At 60.6% G+C, this 21,256-nt stretch carries 24 protein-coding genes; 12 read left to right on the top strand and 12 right to left on the bottom strand.

The features are described from left to right. Positions 1-57: 57 nt before the first annotated feature. The gene (gene xth / locus F0184_RS05300) at positions 58-867 is read left to right on the top strand and encodes an exodeoxyribonuclease III (protein WP_150495106.1); all 810 of its coding nucleotides are present in this window, start codon (positions 58-60) and stop codon (positions 865-867) included. Between the two features lie 18 nt (positions 868-885). Here xth and F0184_RS05305 read toward each other — a convergent pair whose 3' ends face one another. Continuing rightward, on the bottom strand, positions 886-1,860 hold the full coding sequence (locus F0184_RS05305; protein WP_150495107.1) for an NADPH:quinone oxidoreductase family protein: 975 nt from the start codon (positions 1,858-1,860) through the stop codon (positions 886-888). 168 nt (positions 1,861-2,028) lie between these two features. Between F0184_RS05305 and F0184_RS05310 the strand changes: the two genes are divergently transcribed. Then, complete coding sequence (locus F0184_RS05310; RefSeq protein WP_150495108.1) at positions 2,029-2,589, top strand: RNA methyltransferase; 561 nt, start codon at positions 2,029-2,031, stop codon at positions 2,587-2,589. 100 nt (positions 2,590-2,689) lie between these two features. On the opposite strand, the gene F0184_RS05315 is transcribed toward F0184_RS05310, so the two are convergent. Further along, a complete protein-coding gene (locus tag F0184_RS05315; RefSeq protein ID WP_150495109.1) occupies positions 2,690-3,256 on the bottom strand; it encodes a sigma-70 family RNA polymerase sigma factor in 567 nt (188 codons plus the stop codon). A 274-nt stretch (positions 3,257-3,530) separates the two neighbouring features. Here F0184_RS05315 and F0184_RS05320 point away from each other — a divergent pair, with 274 nt between their 5' ends. After that, positions 3,531-4,040, top strand: coding sequence for an invasion associated locus B family protein (locus F0184_RS05320; protein ID WP_208998331.1), 510 nt, complete (start codon positions 3,531-3,533; stop codon positions 4,038-4,040). 194 nt (positions 4,041-4,234) lie between these two features. Further along, positions 4,235-5,488 (top strand): dual-specificity RNA methyltransferase RlmN, encoded by a 1,254-nt coding sequence (rlmN, locus tag F0184_RS05325; protein ID WP_150495110.1) that lies wholly within the window; start codon positions 4,235-4,237, stop codon positions 5,486-5,488. 354 nt (positions 5,489-5,842) lie between these two features. Here the strand turns inward: rlmN and F0184_RS05330 are convergent, their stop codons facing one another. Together F0184_RS05330 and F0184_RS05335 are read right to left on the bottom strand one after the other, a co-directional pair. Continuing rightward, a complete protein-coding gene (locus F0184_RS05330) occupies positions 5,843-8,032 on the bottom strand; it encodes a xanthine dehydrogenase family protein molybdopterin-binding subunit (RefSeq protein WP_150495111.1) in 2,190 nt (729 codons plus the stop codon). Positions 8,033-8,035: 3 nt separating this feature from the next. After that, positions 8,036-8,497, bottom strand: coding sequence for a (2Fe-2S)-binding protein (locus tag F0184_RS05335; protein WP_150495112.1), 462 nt, complete (start codon positions 8,495-8,497; stop codon positions 8,036-8,038). A 153-nt stretch (positions 8,498-8,650) separates the two neighbouring features. Here F0184_RS05335 and F0184_RS05340 point away from each other — a divergent pair, with 153 nt between their 5' ends. From F0184_RS05340 to F0184_RS05355, 4 genes are all read left to right on the top strand, one after another. Beyond that, entirely contained in the window at positions 8,651-9,259 is a 609-nt protein-coding gene (locus F0184_RS05340) for a TetR/AcrR family transcriptional regulator (protein WP_150495113.1), read from the top strand. 152 nt (positions 9,260-9,411) lie between these two features. Then, positions 9,412-10,638 (top strand): argininosuccinate synthase, encoded by a 1,227-nt coding sequence (locus tag F0184_RS05345; protein WP_150495114.1) that lies wholly within the window; start codon positions 9,412-9,414, stop codon positions 10,636-10,638. Continuing rightward, positions 10,635-11,321, top strand: coding sequence for a hypothetical protein (locus tag F0184_RS05350; protein WP_150495115.1), 687 nt, complete (start codon positions 10,635-10,637; stop codon positions 11,319-11,321). Before F0184_RS05345 ends, F0184_RS05350 begins: the two co-directional genes overlap by 4 nt. Positions 11,322-11,351: 30 nt before the next feature. After that, positions 11,352-11,804, top strand: coding sequence for a TspO/MBR family protein (locus F0184_RS05355; protein WP_150495116.1), 453 nt, complete (start codon positions 11,352-11,354; stop codon positions 11,802-11,804). Between the two features lie 47 nt (positions 11,805-11,851). Here the strand turns inward: F0184_RS05355 and folK are convergent, their stop codons facing one another. The 4 genes from folK to F0184_RS05375 all read right to left on the bottom strand — a co-directional run bounded on the left by folK (position 11,852) and on the right by F0184_RS05375 (position 14,964). Next, positions 11,852-12,358 carry a 2-amino-4-hydroxy-6-hydroxymethyldihydropteridine diphosphokinase gene (gene folK, locus F0184_RS05360; protein WP_150495117.1) on the bottom strand — a complete coding sequence of 169 codons (507 nt, stop codon included), beginning with the start codon at positions 12,356-12,358 and terminating at the stop codon, positions 11,852-11,854. Beyond that, positions 12,358-13,206, bottom strand: a complete 849-nt coding sequence (folP, locus tag F0184_RS05365; protein ID WP_172971994.1) for a dihydropteroate synthase — start codon at positions 13,204-13,206, stop codon at positions 12,358-12,360. The genes folK and folP overlap by 1 nt, the downstream gene beginning before the upstream one ends. A 76-nt stretch (positions 13,207-13,282) precedes the next feature. Continuing rightward, positions 13,283-14,500, bottom strand: coding sequence for a multidrug effflux MFS transporter (locus F0184_RS05370; protein ID WP_150495118.1), 1,218 nt, complete (start codon positions 14,498-14,500; stop codon positions 13,283-13,285). Next, the gene (locus tag F0184_RS05375; protein ID WP_150495119.1) at positions 14,497-14,964 is read right to left on the bottom strand and encodes a MarR family winged helix-turn-helix transcriptional regulator; all 468 of its coding nucleotides are present in this window, start codon (positions 14,962-14,964) and stop codon (positions 14,497-14,499) included. Before F0184_RS05375 ends, F0184_RS05370 begins: the two co-directional genes overlap by 4 nt. A 217-nt stretch (positions 14,965-15,181) precedes the next feature. Between F0184_RS05375 and typA the strand changes: the two genes are divergently transcribed. From typA to F0184_RS05390, 3 genes are all read left to right on the top strand, one after another. Continuing rightward, positions 15,182-17,005: a translational GTPase TypA gene (gene typA, locus F0184_RS05380; RefSeq protein ID WP_150495120.1), complete on the top strand. Its 1,824-nt coding sequence runs from the start codon at positions 15,182-15,184 to the stop codon at positions 17,003-17,005. A 231-nt stretch (positions 17,006-17,236) separates the two neighbouring features. Further along, positions 17,237-17,581, top strand: coding sequence for a hypothetical protein (locus F0184_RS05385; RefSeq protein WP_150495121.1), 345 nt, complete (start codon positions 17,237-17,239; stop codon positions 17,579-17,581). 489 nt (positions 17,582-18,070) lie between these two features. After that, complete coding sequence (locus F0184_RS05390; RefSeq protein WP_150495122.1) at positions 18,071-18,613, top strand: GNAT family N-acetyltransferase; 543 nt, start codon at positions 18,071-18,073, stop codon at positions 18,611-18,613. A 66-nt stretch (positions 18,614-18,679) separates the two neighbouring features. On the opposite strand, the gene F0184_RS05395 is transcribed toward F0184_RS05390, so the two are convergent. Continuing rightward, on the bottom strand, positions 18,680-19,243 hold the full coding sequence (locus F0184_RS05395) for a hypothetical protein (protein WP_150495123.1): 564 nt from the start codon (positions 19,241-19,243) through the stop codon (positions 18,680-18,682). 156 nt (positions 19,244-19,399) lie between these two features. On the opposite strand from F0184_RS05395, the gene ppa reads away from it, so the two are divergent. After that, positions 19,400-19,936, top strand: coding sequence for an inorganic diphosphatase (gene ppa / locus F0184_RS05400; protein ID WP_150495124.1), 537 nt, complete (start codon positions 19,400-19,402; stop codon positions 19,934-19,936). A 67-nt stretch (positions 19,937-20,003) separates the two neighbouring features. On the opposite strand, the gene F0184_RS05405 is transcribed toward ppa, so the two are convergent. The 3 genes from F0184_RS05405 to F0184_RS05415 are packed head-to-tail and all read right to left on the bottom strand — an operon-like array spanning position 20,004 to position 21,247. Continuing rightward, positions 20,004-20,438: a metallopeptidase family protein gene (locus F0184_RS05405; RefSeq protein ID WP_150495125.1), complete on the bottom strand. Its 435-nt coding sequence runs from the start codon at positions 20,436-20,438 to the stop codon at positions 20,004-20,006. A gap of 24 nt (positions 20,439-20,462) precedes the next feature. Continuing rightward, the gene (locus F0184_RS05410) at positions 20,463-20,720 is read right to left on the bottom strand and encodes a hypothetical protein (protein WP_150495126.1); all 258 of its coding nucleotides are present in this window, start codon (positions 20,718-20,720) and stop codon (positions 20,463-20,465) included. Further along, positions 20,717-21,247, bottom strand: coding sequence for a disulfide bond formation protein B (locus tag F0184_RS05415; RefSeq protein WP_150495127.1), 531 nt, complete (start codon positions 21,245-21,247; stop codon positions 20,717-20,719). The genes F0184_RS05410 and F0184_RS05415 overlap by 4 nt, the downstream gene beginning before the upstream one ends. Positions 21,248-21,256 lie beyond the last annotated feature (9 nt).

Consider the following 21,256-nt stretch of genomic DNA (forward strand, 5'->3'; position numbering starts at 1 on the left):
GTATTGATGAACTGCGTATGACTGGGCCTCGTTTTCTGTCCGCCTCAAAGGAATATCATGGCCGACCGTTTGACCATCGTGACCTGGAACATCAATTCCGTCCGCTTGCGGATGCCGATTGTTGAAAAACTGCTCGCCGAACTGCAGCCGGACGTCTTGTGCCTGCAGGAGACAAAATGTCCGGATGCGAATTTCCCCGAAAAAGCCTTTCGGGCCGCGGGATATGAACACATGGCGATCCATGGGCAGAAAGGATATCACGGTGTCGCAACCGTTTCCCGGCGGCCGCTTGGCGAAATCGAAAAACGCGAATTTTGCGCCATGGGCGACGCGCGCCACGTGGCGGTGAATGTTCCGTTCAACGGTGCGGTCTTGCGGCTGCATAATTTCTATGTGCCGGCCGGCGGTGACGAGCCGGACCGGGAGGTGAATCCCAAATTCGGCCACAAGCTGGATTTCATGAGCGAAATGCAGGACTGGCTCAACGGCTCGGAAACCAGCCGCCCGGCCGTTCTTGTCGGCGATCTGAATGTAGCCCCCTATGAACATGACGTGTGGTCGCACAAGCAGCTTTTGAAGGTGGTTTCGCACACCCAGGTTGAAACTGAGCTTTTTGAGAAGGTTCGCGAACGCGGCGGCTGGCTGGATGCCATGCGCCATTTCACGCCAATGGAGGAAAAACTCTACACATGGTGGAGTTACCGGGCCAAGGACTGGTCGAAGGCGGACAAGGGCCGCCGCCTCGATCATATCTGGGTGTCCCAGCCTCTGGCCGGTGCGGTGCGGTCGGCCCAAGTCCTGCGCGAAGCGCGCGGCTGGGAGAAGCCGTCGGATCATGCGCCGGTTGTCGCCGTTTTCGAGTGTTGAGGCCGATTCTCGCCATCGCTAGGGAGTGATGATCACCTTGCCGAGCACCTTGCGGGCCGCGATGTCCTCCAGGGCCTGCGGGATGCCGTCCAGCGGGTAGGTGGCATGGATATGCGGCTTGAGCCGCCCGGCCGCAACCCAGTCCAGAAGCTGAACCATATTCTCGCCGTGGCCTTGCGGATCGCGGACAAGAGACTCGCCCCAAAACACGCCGCGGATATCGCATCCCTTAAGGAGCAGGAGATTCAAAGGAATTTTCGGAATCTCGCCCGCCGCGAAGCCGATCACCAGAAATCGCCCTTCCCAACCGGTCGCTCTGAGGGCCTGCTCCGAGAGGTTGCCGCCGACGGGATCGTAGACCACATCGACACCGCGCCCATCCGTCAGTTCCTTCAAGCGCTCCTTGAGCGGTTCGGTGGAATAGTCGAGCAAATGGTCCGCGCCGAGGCTTTTGGCGAAGGCCAGCTTTTCCGCAGAGGATGCGCAGGCGATAACTGTCGCCCCCATGAGCTTGGCGATTTCCACCGCGGCCTGGCCGACGCCACCGGACGCGCCGAGAACAGCGACGGTTTCTCCGGCCTTCAGATCGCCCCGGTCGCGGAACGCATGAAGGGTCGTCCCGTAGGTGACGGACAAGCCGGCGGTGGCTTCAAACGAAATCGCATCGGGCAAAGGCACGAGCATGTCTGGCGAGACAACCACCTTTTCTCGCGCCGCGCCCCATTTCATGTAGCCCATGACCCGCTCGCCGGGCGAAAACCCTGAAACGCCGGGCCCCATTGCATCGACCGTGCCCGCGAATTCCGCGCTCGGGGAAAAAGGCATGCCGGGCTTGTACTGGTATTTGCCCTGAATAATCAGCGTGTCGAAGAAGTTCAGCGCGCAGGCTTTGACCGACACGACGACTTGTCCCGGCCCCGGTTCGGGCTCCGGCAGATCTTCCACCACCAGGCTGGACGGCGGCCCATATGCCTTGCACAAACACGCTTTCACGCCGGTCGCCTCCCCTGTCCGGTCCCGTCCTAAGTTTGCCTAGCATGTGCCATGCCTGGTGGGAAACCCGCTCTTCGACGGGTATGCCGCCTGCCTGGCGCCGCTTCTTTCCGTTTTTCGGCGTTTCGGCCTATAAGGCCGCTCGACACGACAAGAAAAGGACATGCAATGCGCGGATATTTCGCCATCGGTGCGGAGGGCCTGTCGAAACGGATGAATCTGGGCACGCTGATGCGCTCGGCACATGCGTTCGGAGCCAGTTTCTTTTTCACAGTGGATGCGGCCGAAAAGATCCGCAAGGCGCCGCCGACCGACACATCAAAAAGCCCCGGCCATCTGCCACTTTTTTCCTGGGACAGCGTGGAGACGATGGATCTTCCGCGCGGCTGCCAGGTGGTCGGTGTCGAATTGACGGACGAAGCGATCGATCTCCCCAGTTTCGGCCATCCCCTGCAAGCGGCCTATGTTCTTGGCCCGGAGCGGGGATCGCTATCGGAAAAAATGCTGGCCCGGTGCGACCATGTGGTGAAAATCCCGACGAAGTTCTGCATCAATGTGGCCATGGCCGGGGCGGTGGTCATGTATGACCGGCACCGGGCGATGGGCCGGTACGCGGACAGGTCTTTGACCGCCGGCGGACCGCAGTCGGACAGACCCGGCCATGTGCATGGCGGCCCCATCATGCGGCGCGGCCGGATCGTTCCTGGCACTCAAAACTCCGGGGCCTAGCGCATCGCGCGTTTTGCTTGAAACGCCTTAAGGATGCGCGGCCACTCAAGACGCGATCCGCTTCGGGCGTGCAATCGCTTCCGACCAGACGCCCGTTGATCTAATCGACATCCACGGCGTCATCGGCCTCGATCGTCTGCCGCAATCGGCCGAAGGCGAGCCGAATACGGGATTTGACAGTGCCCAGCGGCAGCCCGGTCTGCTCCGCGATCTCGCTGTGCGACAGCCCGACAAAAAAGGCCTGGCGCACAACTTCTCTTTGCTCCTCCGGGAGCGATTCGAGCGCACGCCGGACCCGCTCGTCCCGGAGCCTTGCGTCCATTTCGTTTGCCACGTCGACCGGTGGAGCCGGTTGCAACGAGGGATCCTCCGGGTCGAGCGTTGCCGTTTTTTGCCGGCGCAACCTGTCGATCCGGCGATTCCGGGCGATCCGGAACAACCAGGTGCTTGCCGAAGACTTTGCTGGGTCGAAAAGATCGGCTTTCCGCCAAAGCGTCACCATGACGTCCTGGGCTATTTCCTCGGCGACATTCGCATCGGAGCCCTGTTGCATCAGGTAGCCTTTCAACCGTGGCCCGAAGTGATCGAACAATTCGGCGAACGCGGCCCGGTCCCGGTCATTTGCGACCTTGATGATAAGGTCGGAATAGTACTGTAGTTGACCCAACGGACACCTTACTCCCTGCCAAGCCCGGCTTTTGTATCAGGTTCTGCCTGTTTCAAAAGGGCTGATGTGACAGTGTCATACTGTCGCCCGATTTATCCCAACAGCGTGGACTTGAAAACAAGCAGTCGGATCAGCGACACGACGTCGCGATTTGGAGCATGCTCTGCTCTCAACCCTTTCGTAACCTGCTTTAAGTTATCATTAAAGCAAGGTTTATATGACACTAGGCATTTGAATAGAATGTGATCGACCTATCGCAAGCAACGGTGTGGAGATGATGAAAGCAAAATCGCTGGGTTTGGCCATTGCCGGCCTCGTCATGAGTGCAGCCGCCGCTTTCGCACAGAGCCCGACATTGCTCAAGCAGCACAATGATTGGGCCGCCTATGCGCTGACCGGCGGCAGTGGAAAAGTATGTTACGCGTTGACGAAGCCGACGGAAATGTTGCCCGGGGACCGGAATCACGGCGACGTTTTCTTCTTCGTCACGACCCGTCCGGCGGAGGGCGTCCAAGGTGAGCCTAGCCTGCTTGTCGGCTACCCCTTCCGGGACAATTCTTCCGTTACGGCGACTGTAGATGGAACGAATTTCACCATGTTTACCAACAATGACGGGGCGTGGGTCGACAATGCGGCCACGGAAGCACAACTTGTGGCGGCCATGAAGGCCGGTCGCGAAATGCGCGTCAACGGTGAATCCAGCCGGGGCACGAAGACGACCTACCGGTTCTCGTTGTCCGGCGTGACCGCCGCCATCAACACAGCGCAACAAGCCTGCAATTGATCCCGGATTGACCGGAACCTTTGCTTTTCCGTCGGTTTGTGGTATCCATTGTTGAATGAATTGCCCGGCCTTGCCGGGCAATTTTGCTTGTGAACGGTCGAGGCCGCCTTCTCATTGGGCGAAGGCTACGTGCGCTCCCGGTCGCAGGTATCTTCGTACCGGCCCCGCGGGGCCAATAGGTGATGGATCAGGACATGGCGACCACGCTGGACATCGCGCGGGGCAATCCCAACGCGGCAACCCTTCCCGGAACCCAGGGCTTGCGTCCCGCTCCCGTGGCAGAGTCGGTAGCAGAGCCGGAAAAACCGACCCTGATCGGGCTGACAAGGGAAGACATGGCGGCTGCGCTGTCAGGCATCGGTGTTCCGCAAAAACAGCTGCGCATGCGCGTCGCGCAGCTTTGGCATTGGCTTTATGTGCGCGGTGTCTCGGATTTCGCCGCCATGACGAACATTGCGAAGGATCTTCGCGGGCTTTTGGCCGAGCATTTCCTGATCGCTCGTCCGCAGATCATCTCCGAGCAGGTGTCCGTCGACGGCACCCGGAAGTGGCTGTTCCAGTTTCCCCCGCGCGGCGCCGGCCGCCCGGTCGAGGTTGAAACCGTCTACATTCCTGAGGAAGGCCGTGGCACGTTGTGTGTCTCGTCTCAGGTCGGCTGCACGTTGACCTGCACGTTCTGCCATACGGGCACCCAGAAGCTTGTCCGGAACCTCACGTCGGAAGAGATTCTTTCCCAGATTCTGATGGCAAGGGACAGGCTGGGTGACTTTCCCGATGCGGAAACGCCGCAGGGCGCCGCCGTGCCCTCCGAAGGCCGGCTGGTCTCGAACATCGTCATGATGGGCATGGGCGAGCCGCTCTATAATTTCGAGAACGTCAAGACGGCCTTGTTGATCGCGTCCGACGGCGACGGCCTGTCGCTTTCCAAGCGCCGGATCACGCTGTCGACCTCCGGGGTTGTTCCGGAAATCGCGCGCACCGGCGACGAGATCGGCTGCATGCTGGCCATATCGCTCCATGCCGTGCGCGACGACCTGCGCGACATTCTGGTGCCGATCAACAAGAAGTGGAACATCAAGGCCTTGCTCGATGCTTGCCGGGCCTATCCGGGCTTGTCCAACGCCAAGCGGATCACTTTCGAATATGTGATGCTGAAGGGCGTGAATGACAGCGATGCCGACGCGCGCGAGCTTGTGCGGCTGCTCAGGGGCATCCCCGCCAAGATCAACCTCATCCCGTTCAATCCCTGGCCCGGATCCGAGTATGAATGCTCGGATTGGGAGCGGATCGAGGAATTCGCCGATATCGTGAACAGGGCGGGCTATGCCTCACCGATCCGCACGCCGCGCGGCCGTGACATTTTCGCCGCCTGCGGGCAGCTGAAATCCGCCTCGGAGCGGATGCGCAAGAAGGATCGGGACGCGGCCGCGCAGGTCGCCGCTGGGTAAAGTCGAGCTTCGATATCAGCTCACGTTTCTGGGCTCAAACCATCCTCGTGATAACCGGTCTGATCGCCGATTCGCTCGGCAAGCGTCTGTTCTCCCGCCCTGTCTCGCGGATGTTTCCGGTTCAGCTCCCCTGCCCTTGGCTGGAGCCATGTTCGGGCGTGCGCCTTTGGCTGTCTGCCATTTATGAAATGGCAGGTCTGCCCGCTGGGACCTGGACCTTTGCCGTGAGGAAGGCGATCGCCCCGATCACGGAACGCTTGGCTTGTTCTGGGGCTGCAAACTGGCATTGTCTGGCCTTCAATAAGAAAAAAGGCCGCGCCAAGCCTGGCGCGGCCTTTTTTCTTTTGATGTCTATCAGACCAGGCCGTGACGGGTCATCGGCAGAACCGTGATCCACTCCTTGCGGGCGGCGGCTATGGCATTCGCCACAGCCGGGCCAATCGGCGGCGTGCCCGGTTCACCGATCCCCATCGGCGCCTCGGTCGACGGCACGATGTGGATATCGATCTCCGGCATGTCCGACATGCGCAGGGGCGCGTAGGTATCGAAGTTCTGCTGGTCGACGATGCCGTCGGTCAAGGTGATCTCGTTGCGCAGAACCGCCCCGAGACCATAGCCGATTCCCCCCTCGATCTGGGCCTTGATGTTGTCCGGATTGATCGGGATGCCGCAATCGACCGCGCAAGTGACCTTCTCGACCTTGATCGTGCCGTCATCGCGCATGGAGATTTCGGCGATTTCCGCAACGTACGAACCGAACGACTTGTGAACGGCGACACCTCGATGCCGGCCTTCGGCCACGGGCTGATCCCACCCGGCCTTTTCGGCCGCAAGCTTCAGAACATTGGCCTTGCGCGGATCGTCCTTGAGGAGCTCGAGCCGATAGGCAACGGGGTCCTTGCCGGTTTCCCTGGCAATCCGGTCCACCATGGTTTCCACCACATAGGCCGAATGTGTGTGACCGACTGAGCGCCACCACAAGACCGGAACCGGGGTTTCGGCGAAATGCTGGTCCATCTCGAAGACCGGGAAGGCATAGGTCGTGTCATGCGCGCCCTCGGTCATGTTGTGGTCGACGCCGTCTTTCATGAGGAACGCCTCGAACGGCGTGCCCTTGACGATTGACTTGGCCGCCATGCGATGGGACCAGGCGGTGACGTTTCCGTCTGCGTCCAGACCGACCCGGACCTTGTGGGCCGACATCGGTCGGTAGTAACCACCGGCCGTATCGTGCTCCCGGGTCCAGACCACCTTGACCGGCACGCCGGATTGACCTTTTTCGTGCAGGGCTTTGGTGATCAGCGCCGCTTCGGCGACCGGGTGCGCGTCACCCTGCGCCCGGCGGCCGAAGGACCCGCCGGCCCAAAGCGTGTTGATCGACACGTTCTCGAACGGAATGCCAAGGGTGGCAGAGGCCACGTTGTGGTCGATGGTCTGGATCTGGGAGGCTGTCCAGATTTCCGCTTTTTCGCCATCGAAGGTCATGACGATGTCGAGCGGTTCCATTGCGCCATGGGCCAGGAACGGGAATTCGTAATCGACCTCGATGACCCGGTCCGCAGATGCCAGGGCTGCCTCAGGATCACCATCGCGGCGGACATTGACGCCCGACTTGGTGACCATGTCCTGCATTTCGGCCATGATTTCGGTCGTCGACCGCATTTCCGCAGTGCTGTCGTCCCATTCGACGCTCAAAGTCTGGGCCCCCTGGATGGCCGGCCAGGTTGAAGTGGCCAGAACGGCGACCCCGGTCGGCACCTGGATCACATCGACAACGCCCGCAACCTGGCGTGTGGCCGTGTCGTCAAAAGACACCGGCTTTCCGCCAAAGCGCGGCGGGCGTGCAAGGACAGCCACCAGCATGCCGTCCTTGTGGACATCCATGGTGTAAGTGTTCGGTGCCCCGGTGGACTTGTTTTTGGTGTCGACGCGCGGGAAGGACTTGCCGATATAGACCCACTGGTCCGGGGTTTTCAGAACCGGCTCGGACGGAATGTCCTGCTGCGCGGCAAGTCCGGCCAACTCCCCGAGGGTCGCCGAATGGCCCGCATTGTCGGACACGATGCCCTGGCTTACCGAAATGCTATCCGCGGCCACGCCCCATTGCTGCGCGGCAGCGGCCACAAGCATGGCCTTTGCGGCAGCTCCCGCCTGACGGTATTGCATGAAAGAGTTTGGAATGGCGGTCGAGCCCCCCGTGCCTTGAACCCCGAACAAGGTGTTGGCATAGACTTGCGGATTGGAGGGGGCGAATTCGGTCGTGACTTGATCCCAGGAGGCATCCAGCTCATCGGCAACGAGTGTTGCAAGGCCGGTATTGACACCTTGCCCCTTGTCGAGGTGCTTCGACAGGACAACGACTGTGTTGTCTGGGCGGATGTGAACGAACGGCTGGATGAAGTCTCCATCCTGGGCTGCGGCTTGCGCGGTATTCGGCAGTTTCGCCGCGATGATCAGGCCGCCGACGGTCCCGGCCGACATCTTGAGAAAGGTTCGGCGGGACGGCTGGGCCGCTTTGAGCGCATTTTGAAGAAGGTGCAACATGGGTCAGGCCTCCATCTTCTCGGCGGCCAGGTGAATGGCCTTGCGGATGCGGGCGTAGGTGGCGCAGCGGCACACATTGCCATCCATGGCGGCGTCGATGTCGTCGTCGGTTGGTTTGGGCGTTTCGGCGAGCAGAGCTGTCGCGGCAAGAACCTGGCCGGATTGGCAGTAGCCGCATTGCGGCACATCGAGCTCGACCCAGGCGGCCTGAACGGCTTCCGCCGCCTTTCCGTTGACGCCTTCGATTGTGGTCAAGTTGGCGCCTTCCAGATCTGCCAGATACGTCTGGCAAGAGCGGATGGGCATTCCGTCCCAATGAACGGTGCAGGCGCCGCAAGAGGCGATTCCGCAGCCGAATTTCGTTCCGGTCATCTTGAGTTCGTCGCGCAGAACCCAGAGAAGCGGCGTGTCGGGATCAGCGTCGATCGTGCGCGGTTCCCCGTTGATTGTAAGGGTGACAGACATGCTTTGGAAAGCCTCCCTGGCTGGTCAAACTGGCTAGAGAAATGTAAACTATACAGTGTAGTTTAGTCTGTGTTTCGGTGTCTGTAAACGGCCTAGTTTACATATGGTGGAAAATTTGGGATGACAGGCCCCAGCGGCAGAGCGAAGCAAGACATGTCTGTGACAGACCAGAAAAAGAAACAAATCATCGAAGCGGCCATCGCGGAATTTCAGGAAAAAGGCTTCGCCGGCGCGAGCATGGACCGTATTTCGGAGCGGGCTAGCGTCTCCAAGCGCACGGTGTACAATCACTTTGAAAGCAAGGATGTCTTGTTCCGCGACATCACCCAGTGCCTCATCGATCAGCTTAACGCCGCTTTGGAAATTCCGTACGATCCGGACCAGCCGATCGCCGATGCGTTGATCCGCCTGGGCTGGGCTGAGGGAGAGCTGCTGGTCAATCCGTGCTTTATGAGTTTGGCCCGCATGATCATGGGCGAGACCATCCGCGATCCGGAAATGGCAGCGGATCTGGAAGCCCGGATGACCAAGCTCAGCGTCTTCGAGCAATACATGGCCCGCGCCATCGACGAAGGAAAGCTGGCGGGCGGCGATCCAGACCTCATGGCGCAGCAGTTTCTCGGCCTTATCAAGTCCCGAGCCTTCTTTCCGAACATGTATGCCGCCCGGGTGCCGGACCGTGCCGAAGTGGATAGGATCATCAAAGACAGCGTCGACATGATCCTTGCGCGATACGGCTCAGGCAGCCAATCGGGCCATTGATGCGCGGATCAGGGGCCGCCGGGAACCGGCCGCCCCAAATCCCTCAGCTCCAATGATCCGAGGGCCTTGCGCTCGGCGCGGTACCGGCTAAATTGCGCGGAACTCCCGGCCGCTCTGGCCGCCTCATCCTCTAAACTGGACTGACTTTTTAAATGGCGCATGGTGACATCAAGAAAGTCGTGCTCGCTTATTCCGGCGGCCTCGACACCTCCATCATCCTGAAATGGCTGCAGACCGAGTATGGCTGCGAAGTGGTGACCTTCACGGCGGATCTGGGCCAGGGCGAGGAGCTGGAGCCGGCGCGCCGCAAGGCCGAGATGCTGGGCATCAAGGAAATTCACATCGACGACCTGCGCGAGGAGTTCATTCGGGACTTCGTCTTCCCGATGTTCCGTGCCAATGCGGTCTATGAGGGCGTTTATCTGCTCGGAACCTCCATCGCACGCCCGCTGATCTCCAAGCGGCTGATCGAGATCGCCGAGGAAACCGGCGCGGATGCCGTGGCCCATGGTGCAACCGGCAAGGGCAACGACCAAGTCCGGTTCGAACTGTCCTGCTACGCACTCAATCCCGATATCAAGGTGATCGCCCCGTGGCGCGATTGGGCATTCAAATCCCGGACGGATCTGATCGAATTTGCCGAACAGCACCAGATCCCGGTGCCCAAGGACAAGCGCGGCGAAGCTCCGTTCTCGGTTGACGCCAACATGCTACACTCCTCGTCCGAGGGCAAAGTGCTGGAAGACCCGAACGAGGAAGCGCCGCATTATGTCTACCAGCGGACCGTCGATCCAACGGAAGCGCCGGACACGGTGACCGAAATCGAAATCGGCTTCGAGAAAGGCGATCCGGTCTCGATCAACGGCGAACGGATGTCGCCGGCAACCCTTTTCGCGAAGCTCAACGACTATGGCCGGGACAATGGCATCGGCCGCCTCGACATGGTCGAGAACCGTTTTGTCGGCATGAAAAGCCGGGGGATTTATGAAACGCCGGGCGGAACGATCCTGTTGACCGCACACCGCGCGATGGAATCCCTCACGCTGGACCGTGGGGCAGGGCATTTGAAGGACGAGCTGATGCCGCGTTATGCGTCACTCATCTATAACGGTTTCTGGTTCTCGCCCGAGCGTGAGATGCTTCAGGCCCTGATCGACAAGAGTCAGGAGCATGTCTCCGGAACCGTGCGTCTCAAGCTCTACAAGGGCAACGTGATGGTCGTCGGCCGGGCTTCGCCATTCTCGCTTTATGCCGAGGAACTGGTGACTTTTGAAGATGATGAGGGCGCTTACGATCAAAAGGATGCAGCCGGCTTCATCAAGCTGAATGCGCTTCGTTTGCGCACGCTCGCCAAGCGCAACCAGCTCGATCGCTCATGACCTGCGCGGCGGCGCCATCTGTATTCGATCAGTTGAGCGCGGCCGGATTTGTTGGGATTGGCGGGTTTCACGCCAATCCCGAAGACGCTGTGCCGGGCCTGCCATCCGCAGGCGGGCCCGCGAAAACCGTTTTGATGATCGGCAGCGCCGGACCATCGTTCTGGCAAGTCTTTCAAGCTTCGCCAGAGGCCGCGGACGGGCATCCTGATCCCATGGATCGGTTTACACGCCGTAACCTCGGTCGGATTGCAGCCGACCACGGTTTGGCCGCCATCTATCCGTTCGAAGGCCCGCCCTATCATCCGTTCCAGCGCTGGGCCCAGCGTTGCGGCGGGTTTTCACCAAGCCCGATCGGCTTGCTGACCCATCATGTTTACGGTCCCTGGCTCGGGCTTCGCGGGGCCTTTGTCTCAGGCGAAAGACTTGATCTGCCAGATGACCGGAGCGCGGATGGTCCGTGCCCGGCCTGCGCCGGAAAACCGTGTGTGGTCAGATGCCCGGCCGGTGCCCTCAGCGTGGAGACCGGCTATAACGTGCAGCGGTGCCGCGATCACCTGGCTGGCCGTCCCCAGGATTCCTGCCGGGCTGGATGCGCTGCCCGCCGCGCCTGCCCGGTCGGTGCGAGCTTTGCTCACGATCCCGGCCAGGGCCGATTTCACATGAACGGTTTCTTCGGCCTTTGACACGGGCAGCCAAAAGTTTAAGGAGACGATATGGGCCGCTGGTTCAGCTTGTTTGTTTTTCTCTTCGCCGTCACCGGCCTCGGCCTCTTGATCGGGGCGAGCACGATCCCGGGTCCGTGGTACGCGGAGCTTGCCAAGCCGCCGCTCAATCCGCCGGATTGGTTGTTCGGACCCGTCTGGGCGGCTCTTTATGTCCTGATCGCGATTGCCGGCTGGCGGGTGTGGGAACGCGAGGGCCTGTCAGCGCTGTTTTCGCTCTGGGTCTTGCAACTGGGCCTGAACTTCGCGTGGAGCCCGGTTGTTTTTGTCATCAACAATCTTGGACTGGGCCTTGTCATTCTTTTCGCGATGCTGACGACCATTCTGATCTTCGTGTTCGCCGCGCGGCGGCGGGATCCCTTGGCAGCGGCCTGTTTCGTTCCCTATGCCGCATGGGTAGCCTTCGCCGGCTATCTGAATGCTGGTCTTTATCTGCTGAACTAGACCAGCGGGTGCTTGATCGAAAACGCGGCAAAATCCAAAGCTGCTCTCTAAGCGCGGGGCTTTAGTTTCACCACCTGGCTGACATCGGGGCAGGTCTTGAGTGCCTCCGTGGCCGTTTGAGTGGGGGAAACGGGGGCGGCGGGCCAGATTTCCGCCAAAGGCACCAGCACAAAGGCCCGTTCGGCCATGCGGGGATGGGGGACCTGGAGTCCGTCCTCCTGGATTTGGTCTGGACCAAAGATAAGGATGTCGATGTCGATCAGACGCGGTCCCCAGCGTATGTCGCGGGTCCGGCCCATTCTCGCCTCGATACCCAGGCAGGTGTCAAGAAGCGCGCGGGCACCGAGCGTGGTGTCTACGGTCAGGCAGATATTGCGGTAGTCATCCTGCGGGACGGGTCCCCAAGGCGGCGTGCGGTAGTCGGAGGAGCGGGCAACCAGCGTGATGCCGTCGACCGCCGACAAAAGCGCCACCGCCCGATCCAGGTTTTCGCGCGTGTCTCCGACATTCGAGCCGAGACCGAGTGCCGCGCGCACACGGGCGTTCGTGACCATCAGGTCGCTCCCGGGAGATGAGGGGCTGCTCGCTCCCGCCGCGTGGCGGCAAAAAGCCGCACGGCGTCGGCGTGAGGGTGGACATCATGAACACGGATGATCGACGCCCCTTTTTGCAGGGCAATCATGTGGACCGCCAGCGAGCCGAACAGACGGTCGTCCGATTCCACGTTCAAAACCGCGCCGATCATCCGTTTGCGCGACGCGCCGGCCAGCACCGGCAGCCCGTGTTTCAGCAGGCTCTCGAAACGGTTCAGGATCTGGAAGTTCTGGTCGACGGTCTTGCCGAATCCAAAGCCGGGATCGAGGATTTGCTTGTTCCTTGGAATTCCGGCCCTGTCGGCCAGTTCCATCGATCGTTCGAACCAGCGGTCTATATCGTCCAGTATGTCGATCGCAGGATCCGCCTTGGGCCGGTTATGCATCATGATCACATGGGCCTTGGCCGCCGCGGCTGTTTCCGGCATCGCCGGATCTTTCTGCAAACCCCACACATCATTGATGATCACGGCGCCGGCGTCACACGCCTTTGCCGCGATGCTCGCCTTGTAGGTATCGATGGACACGGGCGCGCCAAGATCGCAAACGGCGGAAAGCACCGGTTCAAGCCGGCCCCATTCGTCCTCCGCGCTTATCGCCGCCGCCCCCGGACGCGTGCTTTCCGCCCCGATATCCAGAATATCGGCCCCTTGGGCGATCATGGCTTGGGCGTGTTCGAGCGCGGCGCCGGCCGCATTGAACCTGCCGCCGTCAGAAAAGGAGTCGGGCGTAATGTTCAAAATGCCCATGACATGGGGGAGGCAACCTGCCCCAAGGTCCGGCAAAGTGTAGGATGGCGCGTCGCGCATGCTGTGTCCCGGGTTCGTCCGGCGCGTGTTTGGCCCCTCCTCAAGGCGGGGTCAAGGGGTGCTTAGGGCAATGTCGCTATTCGGCCGGTTGCGCTTCGGTTTTTTTGGCACCACGGGTCAGGAGCAGATAGGCGGCAACACCGGCAACCGGCATGCCGGCAATCACGGTGGCCATGCCCAGAAGCGGATCGCCGAGCGCTGCGACGATCAAACTGCCGACAATGCCGCCGCCAAACTGCAGGAACCCCATGACCGAAGAGGCTGCGCCGGCAATCTGGGGAAAGCCTTGCATGGCCTGCGTGAAGCTGGCGGGCAGGACGAAAGCCAGTGAGAAGGCGAACATCATCACCGGCACCATTACGCTCAGCAGGGTCGGGGACAGGAGCACCATGGACCCGACCATCGCGGACGAAGCCGCGACCAGGCCCGCCATGCCATAGGGCAGAAGGTGGATCGCATCGGTGCGTTTCAGCACTCTGCCAGTGACGATCGTACCGCAGATGAACGACCCGGACTGAAGCATCATGGTCAGGCCGAATTGTGATGGACTGAGGCCGACCTCGTAAATCAGGATGAAGGGCAAAACCGTGGTGAGCGCATACAGGTTGCCGAGGCTGAAGCCGACGAGCAGGCTGGGCGCGAGAAACCGCCTATCCCTCAAAAGCGTGGCGTAATTGATGCCAAGCTGGCGGGGATTGAGATGGTGCCGGCCCTTGAAGGCGTTGGATTCGCGCTGGTACAGCGCAACAGCGGCCATCAGCACCACGCCGTAGACGATCATGCACCAGAACACTTCCCGCCATCCGAAGAACTCCAGTACGAAGCCGCCAATGGTCGGCGAAATGGCCGGTCCCAGGGCAAGCATCATGGCGATGGTGTTCATGATCCGGGCGGAGTTCTGGCCGGTGAACTGATCCCGCACGATCGCGCGCGAAACCGCGATGCCAACTGCGGCGCCAACGCCCTGAAGTGTCCGGGCAATCAGCATCCAGGTGATATCCGGCGCGAAGGTCGCCATGACCGAGGAGAGAAGGTACAGCGACAGGAAGGCCAGTGTCACCGGTTTGCGGCCAAAGGCATCGGTCAGCGGTCCGCAGATCAGCTGCGTCACGGCGAAGCCGACAAAATAGGCTGTGAGCGTCAGCTTGATAACCGAGTCGGTGGTGCCGAAGGCTTCCGCTAAGGCAGGCATGGCCGGGGTGTAGAGAGCCATGGACACTGGCCCGATGGCAACCAATCCTGCGCCGAGAAGCGACGTGCGCCGGGCGCTCATGACTGGATGATCGGCGTTCATACCCGGGTCTCCGGTTCTTTTTTGTCTTTCTCGCACAGGGAGGTTTTGATGGTGGCGAGCAGTCTTTCCAAGGTCGCGTGTTCGCACTCGCTCAAGTTTCCAAGGGCGTCCGAACGCACCCTGTCCATGACGGTTTCGATCCGTTCGAGGATCGGATCCGCCTTGCGGGTCAAGCGTACCAGCTTGGCTCTGCGGTCCGTCGGGTCGCTTTCCCGGCGGACCAGTGCCGCTTTTTCCAGCGCGTCGAGATAGCCGACCAGTGTCATGGGTTCGACGCCCATTCTCTCGGCAAGTGTGGCCTGTCTCAATCCCGGGTTGCGCCAAACAAAGGCGAGGGCCCGCGCTTCGGCAACGGTGAGGCCGGTTTCAACGTCGGCCAGGGCTGTCTCAAAGCGGCGGCGGAGCAACCGTGCGATATCCACGATCATCCAGTTTGCCCCGCCGCTCGGGGCTGAGGGGCTCATTGCTGCAGACTCTATTGATAAGGTTACCTTAGTAATGAGGCGCATGCGATGCTGAGTCAAGCCTGTGAGCTTTGCCGCGTTGCACAAGGAGGCGCTTGCAGCTATACAAGGCCCGAATTCGCCGGAAGCGGCGGAAATCCTGACATTTACAGGCAAGACCGGCGGCTGTTGCGGCAATGCGGACCAGGGCCGGCCCGTTTTGCGGAGCTCTACCCTTATGAATATGCGCAATATCGCCATCATCGCGCACGTCGATCATGGCAAGACCACGCTCATCGATGTGTTGCTGAAACAGTCCGGGGTGTTCCGGGACAACCAGCGCACCGAAGAGCGGATGATGGATTCCAACGATATCGAGCGTGAGCGCGGGATCACGATCCTGGCCAAGGTCACCTCGCTGGTGTGGAAGGACGCGCGGATCAATATCGTCGATACCCCGGGTCACGCCGATTTCGGCGGCGAGGTCGAGCGTATCCTGCATATGGTTGACGGCGTCATCCTGCTGGTGGACGCCGCAGAAGGTCCCATGCCGCAGACCAAGTTCGTGCTCGGCAAAGCCTTGAAACTCGGCCTCAAGCCGATCGTTGCGATCAACAAGATCGACAAGCCGGAGCAGCGCGCCGAGGAAGTGCTGGACGAAGTGTTCGATCTGTTTGCCTCCCTCGACGCAAACGAGGAGCAGCTCGATTTTCCGGTGCTCTACGGGTCCGCCAAGCAGGAATGGATGGCTCTGGAGCCCTCTGGTCCGCAGGAAGGCATGGGGCCCTTGTTCGACATGGTGCTCGAAAAAGTCGCCCCTCCCGCATCGGAGGCCGGATCGTTCAAGATGCTGGCGACAACGATCGAATCCGATCCGTTCCTGGGCCGGATCTTGACCGGGCGGATTGTCTCGGGAACCGCGCTCCCCAACATGCCGATCAAGGCATTGGCCCGGGATGGGTCGGTGGTCGAGACAGGCCGGATTTCCAAGATCCTCGCTTTCCGCGGTCTCGAACGCCAGCCCATCGACCAGGGGGAAGCCGGGGATATCGTTGCGATAGCCGGTCTGACCAAGGCAACCGTCGCCGACACGCTTTGCGCGCCCGATATCGCCGAGCCGTTGCAGGCCCAGCCGATCGATCCGCCGACGCTGTCCATGACCTTCCGTGTCAATGACAGCCCGCTGGCCGGGACCGAGGGCTCCAAGGTCCAGTCGCGGGTCATCCGTGAGCGGTTGATGAAAGAGGCCGAGGGAAATGTCGCGCTGAAGGTGGAAGACACGGACGAGCCCGATGCCTTTATCGTGTCCGGACGGGGCGAATTGCTTCTGGCGATTCTGATCGAAAACATGCGCCGCGAAGGCTTCGAGCTGGGCGTGGGGCGTCCGCGCGTTGTCTATCAGCAGGACGAAAAGGGCGGGCGCCTCGAACCCATTGAAGAAGTCATCATCGACGTTGACGAGGAGTATTCCGGCGCGGTTGTGCAAAAGCTGCAGGAGCGCAAGGCCGATCTTCTGGAAATGAAACCATCGGGCGGTGGCCGGACAAGGCTGGTCTTCAATGCGCCGACCCGGGGCCTGATCGGTTATCAAGCTGAGCTGATGTCCGACACACGCGGTTCGGCAATCTTTAACCGCTTGTTCCATAGCTACCAACCCTACAAGGGGCCGATCCAGGGACGTCATACGGGCGTGCTTTTGTCGAATGGCATGGGCGAGGCTGTGGCCTACGCCTTGTTCAACCTGGAAGACCGGGGCCCGATGATGATCGATCCGGGTACGAAGGTGTATCCCGGGATGATCATCGGTGAACACACCCGTGGCAACGACCTGGAGGTGAACGTTCTGAAGGGCAAGCAACTGACCAACGTTCGGGCCTCCGGCAAGGACGATGCCGTCAAGCTGACGACCCCGATCCGCCTGACGCTGGAAGCCGCTCTTTCCTACATCGCCGACGACGAGCTGGTGGAAGTCACTCCGAAATCGATCCGCCTGCGCAAAGCGGAACTGGATCCGCATGAGCGCAAGCGCAAGGAGCGCGCCCTCAAGAAAGAAAGCGCCTGACGCAGAGGGTGTTTTCGCCGGAGAGTGAGACAAACCCGGGTCGAAGGATCCGGGTTTCTTGTGTCCGCCCCATCCATGCCGCTGTTGCCCAGAACTGGGTCCTATTTCGATGTTGAAGGCCCGAAACCGCGCGCTATTTCAGATTTCAGGCCTGCCCTGCCGCCCGATCAAAAAAGGGTTAGGATCAATTCCGGCGCGGCCGCGTGTTTGAAACGGAACGGAGTGCGGAGAATGAAGGGCTTCTTTTTCGTCCTGTTGATGGCTGTTGTGTCGGTGCCAATGCCCGCACAGGCCAACACCCTAACGGCGCGGGAAATCCAGGCCGAGATGCTGAACAAAACCATCGTCACACACCGGTTTGGGATGCGGGTGACCATGCGCTATCTGCCCGGTGGTGTCGTTACCGCCCGGGCTTTGATCGGGTCGATGGACGGCACTTGGCGGGCCCGAGGGAACGAGATCTGCTCAACCTTTCCCAGTGGCCCGGCCAAGGGGACAAGTTGCGTCAGTTTCAAACGTCTGGGCGATGATCGCTTTATCAGCTCCGAAGGGGTTCGTTTCCGCGTCGTCGATTGATTGATGCGCGGGAAGACAACAGAGGCCGTCCATCCGGCAAACGGGCGCAAGCCCCTTTTCCCAGATAAAATCCCTCCGGGCGGCAACACGAGCGCGCCGGACGGTGTTTTTGCTCGATTTTGGCCAGCGGCCGCAAGGCCAATGGGCAGTCGGCCGGCTTGGCGCGAGGCTCATGATCCGAGAAAAAAAATCACTATTTCGCCGCAATCCAGCCCTTCGCAGGTCAAAAACGCATCTCATATTCAATTCATACCCTGATGGGTCGACTTAACGATTGCAGCGGAACGCATTAGCCCCCCAGCCCCCCGCTGTAGCGTTTTGGAAGACCGACGCGTATATGTCAGACATCAGGGCAACTGAAGGGCCGGCGCAAAGCCGGCCCTTTTCGGTTTCGTACCCAACGACCCAATTATAAAGCCGGCTGCCCTTGGGGCGGCCTGCTTTGTTTTTCCGCTTCTTTCGCGGCAAAGCTATTGTATCCTCCGGCTCATGACTGCGAACCTCATCGATCTGCGCGTCGCCCAGCGGACGGACTGCGAAGCGTTGGCCAGCATACATAGCGAAGCCTGGCTTGGGGCCTACCGTGGTTTGCTGGACGGGGTCGAGCTGCAAAGAATGGTCACCCGGCGGAATGCAGGCTGGTGGCGTGGGGCGCTGGCCCGCGGCGTCGATATCCGGCTTTTGAACGTTGCTGATGAGCCTGTCGGTTACGCGACCTTCGGCAGTTGTCGTTTGAAATCCGTTCGGGCACAGGGTGAAATCTACGAGCTGTATCTCAGGCCCGAGTATCAGGGACTCGGTTTTGGCCGGAGGCTCTTTGAGGATGTGCGGGCCGAACTGGACGGGCGCGGGCTTGAGGGTCTCGCTGTGCAAGTGTTGAGCGACAATGCGCCGGCGAGAGCCTTTTACCGGGCGCTGGGCGGCCAGCTCGCAGCCAAGACTTTCTATCAGAGCGCCGAAAAACGCCTCGAGCTCGTCATCTACGTGTGGTCCGTGCTCGAGAGCAACGGGCATCGAAGCCAGCCCGGTTGAACGTCCAAAGTCAATCGCTTTTGGGATGCCAGAGTCTGGGGCGATTCTTCGGCAACCGAAGTTTGGTCACCCCAAGCGACCAGCCTTCCCAATGACCCTGGCACCGCGTTCGCACATGTGGGCACCTGCCAACTCGTCGGCTGCCTGCCGCGCGAGGATGTTTGCATTCGGGTTTGCAGTCGCATTGACGTAGGCCACGTGACAGACCGATCCGGCTTTCAGTTGTGTCACGACGAGCACCTGGACCTTTCCTGTCCCGTCGGGCGTGTCCATGGACCACCGCAGGATCGTTGCGAAAGGCCGGTCGTTCCGGATGCGCCATTCGAGGGTGTCGTTGATCGTATTGAAACCGCCAAGTGTTTGCGAAGCTGCGGATTCCCGCGCCGCGTTCTCCCCGAACGACACGAACATGCGTAAATCGCCCTCGGCGACAAAGACGGGTATGCCGCGATATCCTTGGCAGGACCATGACCCGCCAAACACGCCCTCAGAGGAGGCAGGCTCTACGATCGTGCACTTGGAAAGATCGATTTTTGTGTACTGGCTGACTGGCTCCGCCACCGCGGGCCGGAGCAACGCTGCCAAGCTGAGGACTGCCAAAAATCCCGTAGTGATGCCGAACCGGATCATGCGAACGTCTCCCCGGCGCGCTGGCGCCGATCACGTGCAAAACGGATTGGACGATAGGTCGCTCGGTCTTTCGTTGCAAGACACCCCTTAGGGCTTGCACTTGAACCGCTGGACTGCAATAGACGCGTCAACATCCACCAAGGAGAAATCATACCCATGCGTATCGACGCTGTGCCGATCGGCAAGAACCCGCCGGAAGACATCAATGTCATTATCGAGGTTTCGGTGGGCGGGGAGCCCATCAAATACGAGATGGATAAAGAAGCCGGTGCGATGTATGTCGACCGCTTCCTCTACACACCGATGCGCTATCCGGGGAACTACGGTTTCGTGCCGCACACGCTTTGCGGCGATGGCGATCCGATCGATGTGGTGGTCGTCAACCAGCGCCCCATCGTTCCGGGTGCGATCATGAGCTGCCGGCCCATCGGTGTGCTGATCATGGAAGATGAATCGGGTGTCGACGAGAAAATCCTGGCCGTTCCGACTCGCAAGCTGACCAAGCGGTATGACAACGTGAACGATGTTTCGGATCTGCCGGAAATCACCGTGGCTCAGGTCAAGCACTTCTTCGAGCACTATAAGGACCTGGAACCCGGGAAATGGGTGAAAGTGACCGGTGTGGAGGGTGTTGAAACCGCGAAGAAACTCATCGTGGAGTCGATTGAGCGCGCAAAGGCGGCAGCCAAGTAAACCGATGACGGCGGCCTTGGCCGCCGTTTTTCTCTATACACGCTGGATGAGCCAGCCGGCGCCAGGTTCATGCGTCGGCCGCCGCCTCCACGGCTTCCATGTCCGCATCGGAGAGGCCGAAATGATGGCCGATTTCGTGGATCAGGACATGCGCCACGACATCGCCCAATGTCTCGTCGTAGCAGGCCCAGTAATCCAGTATCGGTCGGCGGAACAGCCAGATCCGGTTGGGCATCTGGCCGGTGAACGCCTCTCCGCCGCCTTCGGCCAGGCCATTGCCTTCGAACAGGCCCAGCAGTTCGTAGGGATCGTCAATCTCAAGCGCCCGCAACATGTCGTCGGTCGGCAGGTCTGACACGCTGATCTGAAGATTGCCGCAAAGCGCGAGGAAGTCAGCTGGCAAGCTGGCAAGCGCTTCTGTCGCGATGGCCTCGAATGCGTCCAGACCGGGCGCTTTCCGTTCCGTCCAATCGCTGCGTTTCGGGGGGTATTGGGAGGCCAAATCGTTCGTCCTAAGCCATTGTCCTTACAGATAGGTCGCCGCCAGATAGATGATGAGGCCGATGAAGAAAACGAGGGCCGCCGAACGGCCGATGCGCGTCCCCAGGACTTCGATGGGGTCGTTGGCGTCCTTGTCGGCAGCCGACATGTGTTTCTGCGCCCGGTCGGCCATCCGCGTGAAAGTCGACCCAAGCACCGTTTCGCTCTCAGCCTGGACCCGTTTGATGTCGTCCAGCGCCTGCCGGGTTTTTTCCTTGTGCGGATCAATGGGTTTCCCGCTCATGAAGCCTCCGCTGTTTTGGAGTTCCTGATCCGGAACACGCAGATTGCGGCAATGACCGCCAAAATGCACAGCGCTGCCGAGGCGACCGCGTTCCATCCGGCAAAGGACAGGCCAAGCATGCGCCAGCTTGCTTCGGTGCAACTCACGATCCGTGTCGATTGCAAGACGCTCAGCATATCCGCCGCGCTGTTTGGCCCAGCGGCGCCACCCCCGCAATCGGTCGGTCCCGGCCAGAAGGCCCATTCCGCGCCAGCCTGATAGATCCCCAATCCTGCCCCGTAGGCGAAGGTCAGGGCAACACCTGACAGGATGACAAGGCTCAACACCGCCCTGCCTTTCCAGAGCAACGCCAGGGCCGCCAAAGTCAGGGGAAGGCCGATGTAGTACGGTACGCGTTGTTCCAGGCACAAGGCGCAGGGCACATATCCGCCGATCAGCTCAAAACCCCAGGCGGTGGCCAAAACGGCGGTCCCACTGATCAGCAGCAGACCAAGGGCGATTTGGGCAAGGCGCACATCGGCAGGCATGGAATATCC

This window comes from Roseibium aquae (assembly GCF_008711285.1).
Classification (GTDB): Bacteria; Pseudomonadota; Alphaproteobacteria; order Rhizobiales; family Stappiaceae; genus Roseibium; species Roseibium aquae.